General features: G+C 68.3%; 16 protein-coding genes. 10 read left to right on the top strand and 6 right to left on the bottom strand.

Annotated features, from left to right (window positions below):
* Positions 1-39: 39 nt before the first annotated feature.
* A complete protein-coding gene (locus E1H18_RS00720; RefSeq protein ID WP_172262742.1) occupies positions 40-546 on the bottom strand; it encodes a GNAT family N-acetyltransferase in 507 nt (168 codons plus the stop codon).
* Between the two features lie 155 nt (positions 547-701).
* Between E1H18_RS00720 and E1H18_RS00715 the strand changes: the two genes are divergently transcribed.
* From E1H18_RS00715 to dxs, 4 genes are all read left to right on the top strand, one after another.
* Positions 702-1,316: a histidine phosphatase family protein gene (locus E1H18_RS00715; RefSeq protein ID WP_172262741.1), complete on the top strand. Its 615-nt coding sequence runs from the start codon at positions 702-704 to the stop codon at positions 1,314-1,316.
* Between the two features lie 96 nt (positions 1,317-1,412).
* Complete coding sequence (locus E1H18_RS00710; RefSeq protein ID WP_172262740.1) at positions 1,413-1,670, top strand: exodeoxyribonuclease VII small subunit; 258 nt, start codon at positions 1,413-1,415, stop codon at positions 1,668-1,670.
* 37 nt (positions 1,671-1,707) lie between these two features.
* Positions 1,708-2,607 carry a polyprenyl synthetase family protein gene (locus tag E1H18_RS00705; RefSeq protein WP_370526383.1) on the top strand — a complete coding sequence of 300 codons (900 nt, stop codon included), beginning with the start codon at positions 1,708-1,710 and terminating at the stop codon, positions 2,605-2,607.
* A gap of 17 nt (positions 2,608-2,624) precedes the next feature.
* Positions 2,625-4,553 (top strand): 1-deoxy-D-xylulose-5-phosphate synthase, encoded by a 1,929-nt coding sequence (gene dxs, locus E1H18_RS00700; protein ID WP_172262739.1) that lies wholly within the window; start codon positions 2,625-2,627, stop codon positions 4,551-4,553.
* Between the two features lie 158 nt (positions 4,554-4,711).
* Here dxs and E1H18_RS00695 read toward each other — a convergent pair whose 3' ends face one another.
* The 5 genes from E1H18_RS00695 to flgF all read right to left on the bottom strand — a co-directional run bounded on the left by E1H18_RS00695 (position 4,712) and on the right by flgF (position 8,350).
* Positions 4,712-5,176 (bottom strand): hypothetical protein, encoded by a 465-nt coding sequence (locus E1H18_RS00695; protein WP_172262738.1) that lies wholly within the window; start codon positions 5,174-5,176, stop codon positions 4,712-4,714.
* 104 nt (positions 5,177-5,280) lie between these two features.
* The gene (gene flgH, locus E1H18_RS00690; RefSeq protein ID WP_172262737.1) at positions 5,281-6,015 is read right to left on the bottom strand and encodes a flagellar basal body L-ring protein FlgH; all 735 of its coding nucleotides are present in this window, start codon (positions 6,013-6,015) and stop codon (positions 5,281-5,283) included.
* A gap of 14 nt (positions 6,016-6,029) precedes the next feature.
* Positions 6,030-6,806 carry a flagellar basal body P-ring formation chaperone FlgA gene (flgA, locus tag E1H18_RS00685; protein WP_172262736.1) on the bottom strand — a complete coding sequence of 259 codons (777 nt, stop codon included), beginning with the start codon at positions 6,804-6,806 and terminating at the stop codon, positions 6,030-6,032.
* Between the two features lie 4 nt (positions 6,807-6,810).
* On the bottom strand, positions 6,811-7,599 hold the full coding sequence (flgG, locus tag E1H18_RS00680) for a flagellar basal-body rod protein FlgG (protein ID WP_172262734.1): 789 nt from the start codon (positions 7,597-7,599) through the stop codon (positions 6,811-6,813).
* Positions 7,600-7,612: 13 nt separating this feature from the next.
* Entirely contained in the window at positions 7,613-8,350 is a 738-nt protein-coding gene (gene flgF / locus E1H18_RS00675) for a flagellar basal-body rod protein FlgF (RefSeq protein WP_172262732.1), read from the bottom strand.
* A 226-nt stretch (positions 8,351-8,576) separates the two neighbouring features.
* On the opposite strand from flgF, the gene fliL reads away from it, so the two are divergent.
* The 6 genes from fliL (at position 8,577) to zwf (ending at position 16,472) form a co-directional block, all read left to right on the top strand.
* A complete protein-coding gene (gene fliL / locus E1H18_RS00670; protein ID WP_172262730.1) occupies positions 8,577-9,176 on the top strand; it encodes a flagellar basal body-associated protein FliL in 600 nt (199 codons plus the stop codon).
* 27 nt (positions 9,177-9,203) lie between these two features.
* Positions 9,204-10,340 (top strand): flagellar motor switch protein FliM, encoded by a 1,137-nt coding sequence (gene fliM, locus E1H18_RS00665; protein WP_172262728.1) that lies wholly within the window; start codon positions 9,204-9,206, stop codon positions 10,338-10,340.
* A complete protein-coding gene (locus tag E1H18_RS00660) occupies positions 10,337-10,951 on the top strand; it encodes a DUF6468 domain-containing protein (protein ID WP_172262726.1) in 615 nt (204 codons plus the stop codon). Before fliM ends, E1H18_RS00660 begins: the two co-directional genes overlap by 4 nt.
* A complete protein-coding gene (locus tag E1H18_RS00655; protein WP_172262724.1) occupies positions 10,948-11,730 on the top strand; it encodes a MotE family protein in 783 nt (260 codons plus the stop codon). The genes E1H18_RS00660 and E1H18_RS00655 overlap by 4 nt, the downstream gene beginning before the upstream one ends.
* 8 nt (positions 11,731-11,738) lie before the next feature.
* Positions 11,739-14,609 carry a tetratricopeptide repeat protein gene (locus E1H18_RS00650; RefSeq protein WP_172262722.1) on the top strand — a complete coding sequence of 957 codons (2,871 nt, stop codon included), beginning with the start codon at positions 11,739-11,741 and terminating at the stop codon, positions 14,607-14,609.
* A 441-nt stretch (positions 14,610-15,050) separates the two neighbouring features.
* The gene (gene zwf / locus E1H18_RS00645) at positions 15,051-16,472 is read left to right on the top strand and encodes a glucose-6-phosphate dehydrogenase (RefSeq protein ID WP_172263842.1); all 1,422 of its coding nucleotides are present in this window, start codon (positions 15,051-15,053) and stop codon (positions 16,470-16,472) included.
* Positions 16,473-16,475: the final 3 nt, after the last annotated feature.

Raw genomic sequence — 16,475 nt, 5'->3', positions numbered from 1 at the left:
CGCCGATAGGCGACGTGACGGAGGGGGCGCTAAGCAGCCTCACTCCCGCCGCAGGATGAACTCCAGATCGTTGGTCTCGCCGACCTTGAAGAAATACTCCCCGACCTTCTCGAACCCCAGGCGCCCGTAAAGCTTCTGCGCGCCGAAGTTCTCCGACCACACCCCGATCCAAATTCGGCGCGGGCCTAACCACTCCAGCGCCGTCGCCAGCAGCCGGGAGCCTCGGCCGCCGCCTTGGTGGTCTTTCAGCACATAGACCCGCTTCAGTTCGCCATCGCTCGCCGACGCTTCGTCGTGCGGCAGGTCGCAGGGGCCGGCCAGGGCGTAGCCGATGGCCTCGCCGTCCTCGTCCTCCAGGATCCAGCTGGCCTTGTCGGGATGGGCCAGATCGTTGCGGGTCCGCTCCAGGCCATAGGCGTAGGCCAGGAAAGTCTCCAGGTCCTCAGTCGGATAGAGGTGGCCGAAGGTCTCGGCGAAGGTGCGGGCGCCCAGGCTGGACAGGACGTCGGCGTCTTCCAAGGTTGCGCGGCGGAGCGTGTCGGTCATGGGGAACCGGAGTAGCCACTCGGATCGGGTTGTGTCCAGACGCGAGGCCGGTTACCACCGGACGGTGCTGGGGCGATCCGCCGCTGCGCCCGTAAGCGCTCTTCAGGAGGGGGAGGGGACGGAACGGCCTTGGGGTCGACCGACTTCTCTACAACATGGCCGACGTCACCACCGCCGACCAGGCATCCCCGCCCATCAAGCCGGGGATCATCACCCTGGCCCGCCACGGGGAGCCCGCCCTGTCGCGCAAGGTGCGCCTCAATGCGCCCGAGTACGGCGACTGGTGGGCGCGCTACGAAATCGGCGGGCTGAAGGCCGGCCAGACCCCGCCAGACGGATTGATCGCCATCGCCCGCGACGTCGACGTGATCATCGCGTCGACTCGCCGCCGAGCCATTGAAACGGCCAACGCCGTGGTCGGCGATCGCGTCTTCACCACCGACGAGACCTTCATCGAGGCCCCGCTGCCGCCGCCGCCCTGGCCGCTGTGGCTGAAGATGTCGCCCAAGCGTCTGGGTTTCTTCGCCCGGTTCTGGTGGTGGTTCTTCGACCATCATGGCGGCCAGGAGACCCGCGCCCAGGCCGAGGTCCGAGCCGGCGAGGCCGCCGACCGGCTGGCAGCGCTGGCCGACCAGGGGCAGGACGTGCTGGTGCTGGCTCACGGCTTCTTCAACTGGATGATCGCCGACGCTCTCAAGCAACGCGGGCTGACCAAGCTGGTCGACGAGGGCCACGCCTACTGGAGCATCAAGCGCTTCAGCCGCGCTTGATCCTCAAGCCCTCTTTCCTTAACCACGCCTTGACTCTAGGTCGTTGCCCGCGCGGGCCTTGGCCACTAGGCTCGCCCTGTTCCCCTGAGAGTTGAAATGACCGACGCCGCCAACACCGCCGTTTCCGACCTTTCCGCCTACAGCTTCGAGCAAGCGCTCGCCGAGCTGGAAAAGATCGTGGCCGAGCTGGAGTCGGGTCAGGCGCCGCTGGAGCGGTCGATCGACATCTACGAGCGCGGCGCGGCCCTGAAGGCCCACTGCGAGAAGAAGCTGGAAGCCGCGCGCCTGAAGGTCGAGAAGATCGTGCTGGGTCAGGGCGGGGCCGTCGCCGCCGAGCCGGCCGAGTTCAACTGATGCCGTGGTTTTGCCCGGAAAACGAGGGGAGCCGCCCTTGACCGACTTCGCCCCCTCCACCTTGGCAAGGCGCATCGTCCAGGCCGCCGACATCGTCACCGTCGCGCTCGACGAACTGCTGCCCCGCGGTGAAGGCCCGGAGTCGCGGCTGACCGAGGCCATGCGCTATGCGGCGCTGGGCCCTGGCAAGCGCCTGCGACCGTTCTTCGCGCTCGAGACCGGCAAGATGTTCGATCTGCCCGAGCGGCCTGTGCTGCGCGCGGCCTGCGCGCTGGAGTGCATCCACGCCTATAGCCTGGTGCATGACGACCTGCCGGCCATGGACGACGACGACGTCCGCCGCGGCCGTCCGACCGTGCACAAGCAGTATGACGAGGCCACCGCCATCCTCGCGGGCGACGCCCTGCAGACGGCGGCCTTCGAGATCATGGCCCACCCCGACACCCACGATGACGGCCATGTCCGTTCGGAACTGGTGCGCAAGCTGGCCATCGCCTCGGGCGCCAGGGGTATGGCCGGCGGCCAGATGATCGACCTGCTGGGCGTCCGCGACGACCTCGGCGCGGTGGCGCGCATGCAGCGCCTGAAGACCGGTGCCCTGATCGCCTTCGCCTTCGAGATTCCGCTGATCATCGCCCGGGCAAAAGATTCCGAGCGAGCGGCGCTGATGGCGTTCGCCCAGGATCTGGGCCTGGCCTATCAGATCGTCGACGACATCCTGGACGTCGAGGGCGACCCCGAAACCATGGGCAAGGCCACTGGCGGCAAGGACGTCGCCATGGGCAAGGCCAACTACGTCACCCTGCTGGGGCTGGATGCGGCGAAGGAGCGCGTGGCGCTTTTGGCCGAGCAGACGCGTTCCCATCTCGAAATCTTTGGCGAACGGGCCGAACATCTGCGCGAAAGCGTGGATTTCGTACTAGACCGCCGCAACTGACCGCGCTTTCTTCAAACATGTCCTCGAAAACACCTCTGCTCGACACCGTGGCCTCGCCGGCTGACACGCGCGGGCTCTCCATCGCTGAACTCAAGCAGCTGGCCGCCGAGGTCAGGGCCGAGACCATCGACGCCGTGTCGGTGACCGGCGGCCACCTGGGCGCGGGCCTGGGCGTGGTCGAGCTGACCGTGGCCCTGCACCACGTGTTCGAGACCCCCAAGGACATCGTCATCTGGGACGTTGGCCACCAGGCCTATCCGCACAAGATCCTCACCGGCCGTCGCGACCGGATCAAGACGCTGCGCCAGGGCGGCGGCCTGTCGGGCTTCACCAAGCGGGCCGAGAGCGAATACGACCCGTTCGGCGCAGCCCACGCGGCAACCTCGATCTCGGCGGCGCTGGGCTTCTGCGCCGCGCGCGACGCCAAGGGTGAAGACAACAGCGTCATTGCTGTGATCGGCGACGGCTCGTTGGGGGCGGGCATGGCCTATGAGGCGATGAACGCGGCGACGGACACCACCAAGCGTCTGATCGTCATCCTCAACGACAACGACATGTCGATCGCCCCGCCGGTGGGCGGCATGAGCGCCTATCTGGCCAACCTGGTTTCGGGCGGCGCCTACCGCTCGGTGCGCAAGCTGGGCAAGACCGTCGTCGAGAAGCTGCCTCTGCCGACCCCGGTGCGCGAAGCCGCCCGCAAGGCGGAGGAATACGCCCGTGGCATGGTCACCGGCGGCACCTTCTTCGAGGAGCTGGGCTTCTACTATATCGGCCCGATCGACGGTCACGACATGGACGCGCTGGTCAGCGTGCTGAAGAACGCCAAGGCCTTCGGCGACAAGCCGGTGCTGGTCCACTGCGTCACGCAGAAGGGCAAGGGCTACGCCCCCGCCGAGGGCGCGGACGACAAGCTGCACGCCGTGGCCAAGTTCGACGTCGTCACCGGCCAGCAGCAGAAGGCCGCCGGCGGCCCGCCCAGCTACACCAAGGTGTTCGCCCAGGAACTGGTCCGCCAGGCGGAGAAGGACGACAAGATCGTCGCCATCACCGCCGCCATGCCGTCGGGCACGGGCCTGGACATCTTCCAGAAGGCTTTCCCGTCGCGCACCTTCGACGTCGGCATCGCCGAACAGCACGCGGTGACCTTCGCCGCGGGCCTGGCCGCCGACGGCATGAAGCCGTTCACGGCGATCTATTCGACCTTCCTGCAGCGCGGCTACGACCAGGTGGTGCACGACGTCGCCATCCAGGGCCTGCCGGTGCGCTTCGCCATGGACCGCGCTGGTCTGGTCGGCGCCGACGGTCCGACCCACGCCGGCAGCTTCGACATCGGCTTCATGGGCGCTCTGCCCGGCATGGTGCTGATGGCCGCCGCCGACGAGGTGGAGTTGGCCCGCATGGTCGCCACCGCCGCCGAGATCGACGACCGGCCTTCGGCGTTCCGCTATCCGCGCGGCGAAGGCCTGGGCCTGGAAATGCCCGCGACCATCGACCCGCTGGAGATCGGCAAGGGCCGTATCGTCCGCGAGGGGACCAGCGTCGCCATCGTCTCGTTCGGCACGCGTCTCTCGGAAAGCCTCAAGGCCGCTGACCTGCTGGCCGCCCGCGGCCTCTCGGCGACGGTCTGCGACGCCCGTTTCGCCAAGCCGCTCGATATCGACCTGCTGCTGCGCCTGGCGCGCGAGCACGAGGCGATCGTCACGGTGGAAGAAGGCTCGATGGGCGGCTTCGGCGGCTTCGTGCTGCAGGCCCTGGCCGAGCACGGCGCCTTCGATCGCGGCCTGAAGATCCGCACCCTGTGCCTGCCCGACGTCTTCCAGGATCAGGACAAGCCCGACGTCATGTACGCCCAGGCCGGCCTCGACGCCGAGGGCATCCTGCGCGGATCGCTGTCGGCGCTGGGCATGGACAATGTCAGCGCGGCGGGCGCGGGGCGTCGGGCTTAAGAGCGCAAACCACCACCATCGTCATCCCGCGCTTTATGCGCGGGACCCATGGTTCAGCTTTCGCGTGGGAGCGCAGGCCCGCACTTCACTTGCGGCGGACAGATGGGTCCCGCGCATAAAGCGCGGGATGACGGGTTTGGGTGATTGGTCGGGGTTTCCTAAACCCCACACGCCTTGAAGAACGCCCGCACCTTACCTCGGTCGGCAGAAGCTGCCGCCAGGCTGTGGCGGCCGTTGTTCATCAGCGTGAGCTCACCCGACTTGCGGAAGCTGGCCAGCGCCGGGGCCGTGGTGCGGCCGCGGCCTTCCAGCAGGCGGCTGCCGGACATGTCGTCCTGCAGCGCCTGGGCCGGGAAGCGGCTTTCGGTCTTGCCCGAGGTCAGCACGATCTCCTGGCCCGCCAGACCCAGCGCCGAAACCCTGACCTGATCCTGGCCGGGCTGGCAGTTCAGCATCAGCACCACGTCGTCGCTGTTGGGGCGGCCATAGGCCAGACGCGGATCGCCGTCGTCGGCCAGATACGCCCAGCGATAGGGGCCTTGCGCGACCTGCTCGTGCGCGCACCCGGCCAGGCTGGCGGCCAGGAGGCTGAGAGCGGCGAAGGCGATGGCGCGAGGTCCCATGCAGGTCTCAACGTCTCGTCGCTTCGAAAGGCTCCGCCAAACGAAGAAGGGCGCGGCTGCCTTGCGACCGCCGCGCCCCCAAATTTCAAACCCTCAGGCCTCGCCTAGAACGGCGAGAACTTCTCGACCAGCGACTGGCCGGCCGGGGTCTTTTGCACGCGGCTGATGTCGCCGCGGCCGCCGTAGCTGATGCGGGCTTCGGCGATCTGGGTGTGGCGGATGGTGTTGGCCGACGAGATGTCCTCGGGGCGCACGATGCCGGCCACGGTCAGCTGGCGCAGCTCGGCGTTGGTGCGGACTTCCTGGGTGCCCTGGATGACCATGTTGCCGTTCGGCAGGACGGTGCTGACCACGGCGGCGATCGTCAGGCTGATCTTTTCCGAGCGGTTGATGCCGCCCTGGCCGGTATTGCTGAAGCTGGAGTTGGTGCCCACGGCGTTGGCCGGGTCGAAGCCGCCCGGCAGCACCTTGCCCAGGCTGGATTCCAGACCCAGGAAGTTGCTGATGCCGGCGTTGCCCTTGGAGGCGCGCGAGCTGTTGGTGGCGTTCTTGGTGCTGGCGCTGTCGTCGATGTCGATCATGACGGTGACGATGTCGCCGACGCGGCTGGCGCGCTGGTCGTTGAAGAAGGCGCGGGCGCCGACCCGCCACAGCGAGTTGGCCGAAGCGGCCTGCGGGGCGGGGTCACGCGAGGAGACGTACTGCTGCTGGATCGGAGCCAGAGCGGCGGGATAGCCGACCGGAGCCAGTTCCGGGCCCTTCACGGCCTCGGCGACGGTGGAGCAGGCGGCCAGCGGGGCCAGGAGCAGGGCGGCGGCGATGATGACGGGGCGACGCATGGGGCTGAAACCTCTTAGCGAGCAGCGAAACGGACGGGTTGCGAACGAGCTTGCAAGCTCTGGGCCTGCGGACCGACAGCGGCGGCTCCAGGACCCGTCGCAACGGCCTGGATGATTTTCTTCGAGAGCGTGTTCTGGACGGCGAAGACATCGCCGGTCGCGGCGCTGGCGACGGCTTTGCCTTGAAGCGAAAGGGAAATTCCGCCGTCGTCATAGGTGATGGTGATCAGATCGCCGGCCTTGATGACCTGGGCGGCGCCCACGTCGCGGGTCGAGACTGCGGCGCCTTCACGCAGGGGGCGCTTGGCGGCCAGGCCGATCACGGCGTCGGCGTCGCGGGGCGCATCGGCCGGAGCGCCGGCCATCTTTACCCAGAGCAGGTCCTGGGGCTGGACGATTTCGCCGGCCGTGATGCTGCGGGCGTAGGCAAGAACTTCCACATTGCCGCGCGAGGCGCTGGCGGTGGCCCCTGCAGACGTGCCGCCGTTGTCGGCGCCTTCGCGGACGATGATGCGGCGGATGCCGTTGCTGTTGGTCCAGTCATAGCCGGCGCGGCGGGCGAACATCTGCACCTGGCCGGCTTCCAGCACCGCCGTGGGGCCCATGCGGGCGGCGATGACCATGTTGGCGGCCGGGCCGCTGACGCCGTCGAACAGGTCGGCCAGCGTGATGCGGCCGTCGGCGTCGGTGGTGTCCATGCGCAGGGTCACCGGCGTGCCCGCGAAGGCCATGTTCGGTAGGAGGGGGGCGGCAAAAGCGGCGAACGCAGCGGCGATCAGCAGGGTTTTCATGAGCTTACGACCGCAGGTTCGAAGTGGCTTGCAGCATCTGGTCGGCCGTGGTGATCACCTTCGAGTTCATCTCGTAGGCGCGCTGGGCCGTGATCAGCGAGGTGATTTCGGTCACCGCGTCGACGTTCGAGGCTTCGGTGTAGTGCTGCATCAGCACGCCGAAGCCCGGCTCGCCCGGCGCGGCCAGGTTGGCGGCGCCCGAGGCGGCGGTTTCCAACAGCAGGTTGTCGCCGATCTGTTCCAGGCCGCCTTCGTTCATGAAGTTGGCGAGCTGGATCTGGCCGATGGTCTGCGGGGCGGGCTGGCCGTCCAGCTTGACCTGCACCAGGCCGGTCTTGCTGATGGTGATGTCGGTGGTGTTCTGCGGGATCGTGATGCCCGGCTGGACCAGATAGCCGTCCTCGGTCACGACCTGACCCTGGTCATTGGTCGAGAAGTTGCCGGCGCGGGTATAGGCCGTCTCGCCCGAGGGCAGCAGGATCGGCAGCAGGCCCTTGCCCTGGATGGCGATGTCCAGCGGATTGTCGGTCAGGGTGGGGGTGCCCTGCTCGATGATGCGATAGACCGAGCCGGCCTTGACGCCGCCGCCGACCTGAACGCCGGTGGGGACGATGTTGCCGTCGTTCGACGACTGCGAACCTGCGCGTTCGATCTGCTGGTACAGCAGGTCCTGGAACTCGGCCCGTTGGCGCTTGAAGCCAATGGTGTTCATGTTCGCGATGTTGTGCGAGATGACTTCGACGTTCAGCTGTTGCGCTGACATGCCCGAAGCGGCGGTGCGGAGAGCTTGCATCGGCTAGGCTTCCTTAATTGACTTTGCCCAGCCGCTCGACGGCGGTCCGGTGCAGTTCAGCGGTGTTGTCCATCATCTTGGCGACGCCCTCGTAGGCGCGCTGGATCTCGATCAGCTTGGTGATCTCGACCACGGGTTGGACGTTCGAAGATTCCAGCATGCCCTGGTGCACCCGGGCGTCCGGGGCGGCCTGCAGGGCTGCGTTGGTGGTGTTGCGGTAGAGGTTGTCGCCGTCCTTGGCCATCGAGGTCAGGTCGTCGGCGCGCACGATGCCCAGGCGGCCGACGCGGACCGCGCCTTGCGTGACCACGCCGTCCTTGCCGATCGACACGCCGCCCAGCGTCGGGTCGATCACGATCGGGCCGCCGCCTTCGTCCAGGACCGTCGCGCCTTCCTCGGTGACCAGCTGGCCTTCCGGGTTGGTCGTGAAGCGGCCGTCGCGGGTGTAGCGGTCGCCGGCGGCCGTCTGGACGTGGAAGAAGCCCGTGCCCTCGATCGCCAGGTCGAAGTCGCCGCCCGTCTTGACCATCGCGCCCTGCGTGAAGTTGCGGGCGACCTGGTCGTCCAACACGAACTTCACCGGGGCGCCGCCGTCCAGCGTCTTCGCCGGCCGGCCTTGTTCGGTGCGGACCATCAGATCCTCGACCTTGAAGCCCGTGGTGTTGGCGTTGGCGATGTTGTTCGCCACGATGTCGAGCTGACGACGCAGGGTCAGTTGGCGCGAGAGGCCGACGTAGAGCGCGTTGTCCATGGCGAGTTAACTCGGGGCGACTGGCGCGACAAATGCGCCGCATCTCCAGAAGCAACCTTCGTGCCAACTGCAAAACGTTATATAAAACAACAAATAGGAAGGTTAACTCGGGCCAGTTGGTCGGAGTCTGCCGGGCAGATTCAGCCTGCGACAGAATGGCCTCCAAAACACATCGTTAACCATGCTCCCCGCATGTGTACGGGCATAGATTCCAAGGAACCCGCGCGTGGCTGAGAACACCGACAAGGAAGCTCCGGAAGGTGAGGGCGCCGAAGGCGGAGTCCCCGCCAAGAAGAAGCCTCCGATCCTGATCATCGCGATCGCCGCTGGCGTCCTGGTGCTGGGCGGTGGCGGCGCGGCCGCCTTCTTCCTGATGAAGCCCAAGCCTGCCGCCGAAGCCGGCGAGCACGGCGAAAAGCCTGCGAAGAAGGAAAAGAAAAAGGAAGAGAAGAAGGAAGGCGAAGCCCCCAAGGACGGCGCTGCCGCCGGCGCTGCGCCGACCATCAAGGAAGGCCCCGACGGCGTGGTGTTCTACACGCTGCCCGACATCGTCGTGAACATGCAGACTGCCGACGGCAAGTCGACCTTCCTGAAGCTGAAGCTGACCTTCGAGCTGCCGGACGAGGAGGTCGCGGACTCGCTGACCCCGAATCTGCCAAGGCTGCAGGACATGTTCCAGACCTTCCTGCGTGAGCTGCGCCCCGAAGACCTCAACGGTTCGCAGGGCACCTACCAACTGCGTGTCGAGCTGCTGCGCCGGGTGAACCTGGTCGCCGCGCCGGCCAAGGTGAACGCGGTCCTCATCGAGGAGATGCTGATCAACTAGCCTTCGGGCTGGCTGGGCATAACGAACATGGCGGAAGACATCGACGATCAGGCGGCGATGGCCCAGTGGGCCTCGCAAAATCCCCCGGGCGCTTTCGGTGAAGTGACCGAAGGCGGCAACGAGTTCGGCGACTTCTCCGGCGGCATGGGCGGCTGGGACGACGGCGGCGGCGAGGCGGGTTCGGAGCGCATCCTGAACCAGGACGAGATCGACAGCCTGCTGGGCTTCGACCTGTCGGGCGACGGCTCCGAGGACCGCACGGGCATCCGCGCGATCATCAACTCGGCGCTGGTCAGCTACGAGCGCCTGCCGATGCTGGAAATCGTCTTCGACCGCCTGGTGCGGTTGATGACGACCTCCCTGCGGAACTTCACGTCGGACAACGTCGAAGTCAGCCTCGACAACATCAGCTCGATCCGTTTCGGCGACTATCTGAACTCGATCCCGCTGCCGGCCATCCTGGCGGTGTTCCGGGCCGAGGAGCTGGACAACTACGGTCTGCTGACGGTCGACTCCAACCTGATCTACTCGATCGTCGACGTGCTGCTGGGCGGCCGTCGCGGCACGGCCGCGATGCGCATCGAGGGGCGGCCCTACACCACGATCGAACGCGTGCTGGTGCAGCGGATGATCGAGGTGGTGCTGCACGACCTGAAGAGCGCCTTCGAGCCGCTGCATCCGGTCGGCTTCTCGCTGGATCGCCTGGAGACCAACCCGCGCTTCGCCGCCATCGCTCGCCCGGCCAACGCCGCGATCTTGGTCAAGCTGCGCATCGACATGGAAGACCGCGGCGGCCGCATCGAGCTGCTGCTGCCCTACGCCACGCTGGAACCCATCCGCAAGATGCTGCTGCAGCAGTTCATGGGTGAGAAGTTCGGTCGCGACAACATCTGGGAAGGCCACTTGGCCACCGAACTCTGGACCACCCAGATGGAGGTCCGCGCGGTGCTCGACGAACAGCAGGTGCCGCTGTCGCGGGTGCTGAACATGGAAGTCGGCGACACCCTGATGCTGAACGCCACGCCCGACAGCCTGGTCGAGCTGCGCGCCGGGGCCATCCCGCTGACGCGCGGCCGCATGGGCCGTCGCAACCACTCGATCGCCGTCCGCGCCGAAGCGCCGCTGACGCCCGCCGCCAAGAAGGCCGTGCAGAAGCTGAAATGAGCGCCATCGCCTTCGCCATGAACGGTTTCCTTGCGGTGCTGCTGATCGCGGCGCTGGCCTTTGGCTGGCGTCTCGAGCGACGCCTCAAGGCCCTGCGCGACAGCCATGCCGGCTTCGCCAAGGCCGTGACCGATCTGGACAAGGCCGCGGCGCGCGCCGAGCAGGGCCTGGCCGACCTGCGCGCGGCCACCGACGAAGCCGCCGAGACCCTGGCGGTGCGCATCGAGCGCGCCCAGGCCCTGGCGGCGCAACTGGAAGAGCGGGTCAGCCGCCCGCTGCCGGCCCCGAGTGCGGCCTCCGCGCCTCGTCCTGAGCGCTTCGAGCGCCCGGTCGAACGCTCGCCTGAACGTTTCGAACGCGAGCCGTTGCTGCGGGCTGCGCCCGAGCCTCAGGCTTCCGCTCAGGCCGAGCGCCGCCTGAAGGCCGAAGATTTCGAGCGCCTGCTGGAGCGGGAAGACCGCATCCCGCCGACGGCTCGCCAAACGAATTTGGGAGCGCCCAGCGCCTCCCGCGAAACCCCGCGTTCACGGGCGCGGATCGATGATGACCTCTTCGATGGACCGGGCGAAAGCCCGCGCCCCGGACACAACCCCAGAGCCGACCGCCGATGAAGAACGTTCCGCGCATCCTGCCCCTGATCGGCGTCGCCGCCGCTGGCGTGCTGGCCATCAACGCCATGGCCGGCGCCAAGTCGCTGCCCGACCTGCTGGGCGGGGCCAAGGCCTTCGCTGAAGGCGTCGCCAAGCCCGAAGGCGAGGCCGCCTCGGCTGAAGGCGCGGCGACCGACGCAGCCGCCAAGGCGCCGCAAGCTCTGCCGCGCGCCTGCGCCCCGGGCGCTGACGCCCTGGCCAAGGAAGCCGGCCTGTCGCCCGCCGAACTGCGTGTCCTGCAGAGCCTGGGCGCGCGTCGCGGCCAGCTGGACCAGCGCGAGCAGGACATCGACGTCCAGCTGCAGCTGCTGGCCGCCGCCGAGGCCAAGCTGGACGCCAAGCTGAAGTCCCTGACGGGCCTGAAGGGCGACATCCAGGGGCTGCTGGGCCAGGTCGACAGCCAGAAGCAGGCCGAGGTCGATCGCCTGGTCACCGTCTATGCCGGCATGAAGCCCAAGGACGCCGCCGCCCGCATGACCCTGCTGGACGACAGCGTGCGCCTGCCGATCGCCGCGAAGATGAAGGAACGCACCCTGGCGATGATCCTGGCCAACATGTCGCCGGGCGACGCCAAGGTCCTGACCGAGCGCCTGGCTTCGCGCCTGGTCAACCCGGCCGTCGACAAGGGCAAGGCGGCCATCGCCGAGAACGCGGCGCCGGCCGCCGCCGCGCCCGCCCAGCAGGCCGACGCCGGCCTGGCCGGCAACGCGCCGAAGGCCGCTCCCAAGAAGGCCGGTTAAGGGACCCCATGACCCTTCGCCGTCTCCTGCGCTCCAGCGTCGCCGCCGCCTGTATCGCGGGGACGCTGGCGCCGTCCGGTTACGCCGCCCCGCCGCCACAAGCGGCGCGGGCGTCTCTGGACGTGCGCGTGGCGCAGGCGGCGCAGTTCTCGCGCATCGAGTTCCACTGGAGCGGCGCGGCGCGGATGACCCCGCATCGCGACGGCCAGACCCTGGTCCTGCGCTTTACCCGTGACGCCAATCCCGACCTGTCACGCCTGAAGATCGCGCCGCCGCGCTGGGTCAAGGACGCTAGCGCACGCCACGTGAACGGCGTGCTGGAACTGGTCATCACCCTGACCGACGACGCAGACGCCAAGCTGGGCACGGCCGACGGCGTCGACTTCGTCAACATCTACGCCAAGGCCGGGGCGATGGCCGCAGCCCAGGCCCCGCCGTCGGCCGTGCCCGCGCCGATCGGCCGTCCCAATCCCATGCCGCGCGACGGCGTGGTCCGCGCTGGCTTCGAGCGCGCCGACGGCCAGGTCACCCTGACGTTCGACTGGGCCGCGCCGGCCGGAGCCGCCGTGTTCCGCCGCGGCGAGGCTGTGTGGATCGTCTTCGACACGCCGGCCCGCATCGACATCGGCAAGCTGCCGACCTCGACGCCGCGCTACACCAAGATCCAGGCCTTCCGCGGCGCGGACTATTCGGCTCTGCGCATCGTCGCCCCGCCGGGCGAGCCCTATGTCGCGGTCGGCTCGGGTCCGACCTGGCGGATCAGCTTCGGCGCCGGTCCCCAGCAGAGCCCCGACGCCATCCAGGTGACCCGCGACGAGAAGGCGCCGGCCGCGGCCCTCTCGGCCAGTGTCGCCGGCGTCACCCGCGTGATCTGGGTCGACGACCCCGCCGTTGGCGACCGGGTCATCGTCGCGCCGGCTCTGGCCCCGGCCAAGGGGCTGCCTTCGCGCCGGGAATATGTCGAGTTCGCCCTGCTGCAGTCGGCGCAAGGCCTGGCTGCCGAGGCCTACGCCCAGGACCTGATGGCCCAGGCCGACAGCGACCAGGTGCGTATCGGTCGCCCCAAGGGGCTGGCCCTGTCGCCGGCCTCGGCCAGCGCCCCGCCGGAGGAGGCCGCCGCTGGCGCGCCTCAGCCGCTGTCGATGCCGGCCCTGGTCGACCTGGAGACTTGGCCGAAGGTCGGCTCGGGCGGCTTCCTGGCCCGCTACAACGCATTGCAGAACGCCGTCTCGGCCGCCAGCGACGACGAGGCCGACAGGGCCGCACGCATGGCCCTGGCCCGCTTCCTGGTCGGCTCGCAGATGTCGTTCGAGGCCATCGGCGTGCTGAACGCAGCCTCGCGCAAGCACCAGACCCTGATGGGCGATCCGGAGTTCCGCGGCCTGCGCGGCATGGCCCGGGTGATGGCCGGCCGCCTGGCCGAGGCCGACGCCGACTTCTCCTCGCCGGTGCTGGCCGACGAGCCGTCCAGCGCCCTGTGGCGCGGCCTGATCTCGACCAAGAACGGTCAATGGTTGGATGCGCGCACCAAGTTTTCGGCCGGGGGACGGGCGTTGGCGCTGTTCCCGCCGATCTGGCAGGCGCGGTTCCTGCGGGCCCAGGCCGAGGCCGCGCTGGGCGTCGGCGACGTCACCGGCGCCATGCAGGCGGCGGCCAAGGCCCTGGCGCTGCCCAAGATCCCGGTCCAGGACCAGCTGGATATCCGCCTGGTCCAGGCCAAAGCCTTCGCTGCAAAGGGCGAGAAGATGCGCGCCCTGCGCATGTTCCAGGCCATCGCCAAGGCGCCGATGGATCGTGTCGCCGCGCCGGCCCTGCTGAACGCCACGCAGATCCAGTACGAGAAGAAGCAGATCAACGCAGCCCAGGCCGCCGAAACGCTGAACCAGTTGCGCTATCGCTGGCGCGGCGACGGCGTCGAGCTGGACGTCATCCGGGCGCTGGGCAAGCTGTATATCGACCAGGGCCGCTATCGCGAGGCGCTGGAAGTGCTGCGATCGGCTGGCCGCCAGCTGCCCGACCGTCCCGAGGCGGTGGCGCTGCAGAACGATATCTCGACCACCTTCCGTGCGCTGTTCCTGGAAGGCCTGGCCGACGGCATGCAGCCGGTTCAGGCCGTGGGCCTGTTCTACGACTTCCAGGAATTGACCCCGATCGGCGTCGACGGCGACCAGATGGTGCGCAACCTGGTGCGCCGCCTGGTCGATGTCGACCTGCTGGACGACGCCGCCAAGCTGCTGAAGTACCAGGTCGACAACCGTCTGAACGGCGTGCCCAAGGCCCAGGTCGCCACCGACCTGGCCTGGATCTACCTGATGAACAGGAAGCCCCAGGACGCGCTGGACACGATCAACAACACCCGCACGACCGTCCTGCCGCCGGCCCTGAACGCCGAACGTCGCCTGGCGACCGCCCGCGCCTTGATGGGCCTGGGCCGCTACGACGCGGCGCTGGAGCTGGTCGACCGCGACACCACCAAGGACGGCCAGGAAATTCGCGCCGACATCGCCTGGAAGCAGCACGCCTGGCCGATCGCTGGGGCGTCCTACGAGCGCATGCTGGGCGATCGCTGGAAGTCAGCCGGGGGCCTGACGTCGGCCGACGAGGCCCGATTGCTGCGCGCCGCCGTCGCCTACAGCCTGGCCGACGACGACGCGGCCCTGGCGCGCCTGCGCACCCGTTGGACCAAGTTCGTCGAGACAGCCGGCAATCCGGACGGCCTGCGCGTGGCCCTCCAGGGTCTGGGCGCCGAATCGGTGTCGGCCTCGGACTTCGGCCGGGTCACAGCCGACAACGAGGCGTTCAGCGGCTGGATCGGCCGGATGAAGGACAAGTTCCGCACTGGCCAGCCAGCGGGTTCGCCGGCGCGGGCAGGGGGGTAGGGGCCACAAGCGCCCCCTCCGTCACGTCGCCTATCGGCAACGCGCCACCTCCCCCGTTTCACGGGTGAGGAGGAAACAGCTTCTCCTCCCTCGCGCAGCGGGGGAGGTGGATCGCCGCGAATACGCGGCGAGACGGAGGGGGCGCTGGCGGCAAAGATTTTCACGCCATCGTCACGAACCCAGGCCTTCCAGGCATACCTCGCCTCGGAACCCTTCCACACTCCCGAAAATACCCACGAAACAACAATGGTCTTATGGCGGGCGCCAGACATTTGGCCTAGGTAGAGGCCGCCGGGGCGTCCTGTCGGGACGCGGGCTGGGCGCTCGCTTGCCATTCTGCCGCAGGCATGTCATGACAACGTTGTCATAGGGTGGAAGATCGTGACGAAGAAAAACAACACCAAGACCGACGCAGTCGGCGGGCCCACTGGTGGCGATGTCATGGTTCTGCTGGGCGGGGCAGGGGACCTGGCCCTGCGCATGCTGCTGCCCTCGCTGTATTTCCTCGAACTCGACCGCCTGCTGCCGCATGACCTGCGCATCGTCGGCGTCGCGCGCGCCGATCACGACGCCGCCAGCTACAAGGCCCTGGTCCGCGAACAGCTGGGCAAGCGCGCCAGCGTCGAGGAAGCGGTCTGGAACCGCCTGGCCGAGCGCCTCGACTACGTCCCCGCCGACATCACCAGCGAAGCCGACGCCCAGAAGCTGGCCGAACGCATCGGCGCCCACGGCACGCTGGTCATCTTCTTCTCGCTGTCGCCCAGCCTGTACGGTCCGGCCTGCCAGGCGTTGAAGAGCGCCGGCCTGACCGGTCCCGAGACCCGCCTGATCCTGGAAAAGCCGTTGGGCCGCGACTTGGCGAGCTCTAAGGTCACCAACGCCGCCGTCGCCGCCGTGGTCGACGAGAGCCAGGTCTTCCGCATCGACCACTATCTGGGCAAGGAGACGGTCCAGAACCTGACCGCCCTGCGCTTCGCCAACGTGCTGTTCGAGCCCCTGTGGGATCGCAACACCATCGACCATGTGCAGATCACCATCGCCGAGACCGAGAAGGTCGGTGACCGCTGGCCCTATTACGACGAGTACGGCGCGCTGCGGGACATGGTGCAGAATCACATGCTGCAGCTGCTGTGTCTGGTCGCCATGGAGGCGCCGTCGGGCTTCGACCCCGACGCGGTCCGCGACGAGAAGGTCAAGGTTCTGCGCAGCTTGCGCCCCTTCACCAAGGACAGCGTGGCCCACGACACCGTGCGCGGGCAGTATGTGGCCGGCGTCGTCGAGGGCGGCGCGCGCGCCGGCTATGTCGAGGAAGTCGGCAAGCCGACCAAGACCGAGACCTTCGTGGCCATGAAGGTGGCGATCGACAACTGGCGCTGGGACGGCGTGCCGTTCTTCCTGCGCACCGGCAAGAACCTGCCCGACCGCCGCACCCAGATCGTCGTGCAGTTCAAGCCGCTGCCCCACAACATCTTCGGCGCGGCCACCGACGGCGAGCTGTGCGCCAACCGCCTGGTCATCGACCTGCAGCCGGACGAAGACATCTCGCTGACGATCATGAACAAGCGCCCGGGCCTGTCGGAAGAGGGCATGCGCCTGCAATCGCTGCCGCTGTCGCTGTCGTTCGGCCAGACGGGCGGCCGTCGCCGGATCGCCTATGAGAAGCTGTTCCTGGACGCCTTCCGCGGCGACCGCACCCTGTTCGTGCGCCGCGACGAGGTCGAGCAGGCCTGGCGGTTCATCGACGGCGTCTCGGCGGCTTGGCAAGAAGCCGGTATCGAGCCCGCGCCCTATGCCGCCGGCACCTGGGGTCCTCAATCGGCGCAAGGGCTGATCTCGCCCGGCGGCCGGGCCTGGAAAGCGTAAGAG

The organism is Caulobacter sp. RHG1 (assembly GCF_013181195.1).
Classification (GTDB): domain Bacteria; phylum Pseudomonadota; class Alphaproteobacteria; order Caulobacterales; family Caulobacteraceae; genus Caulobacter.
This window is presented reverse-complemented; position numbering and strand designations above follow the sequence as displayed.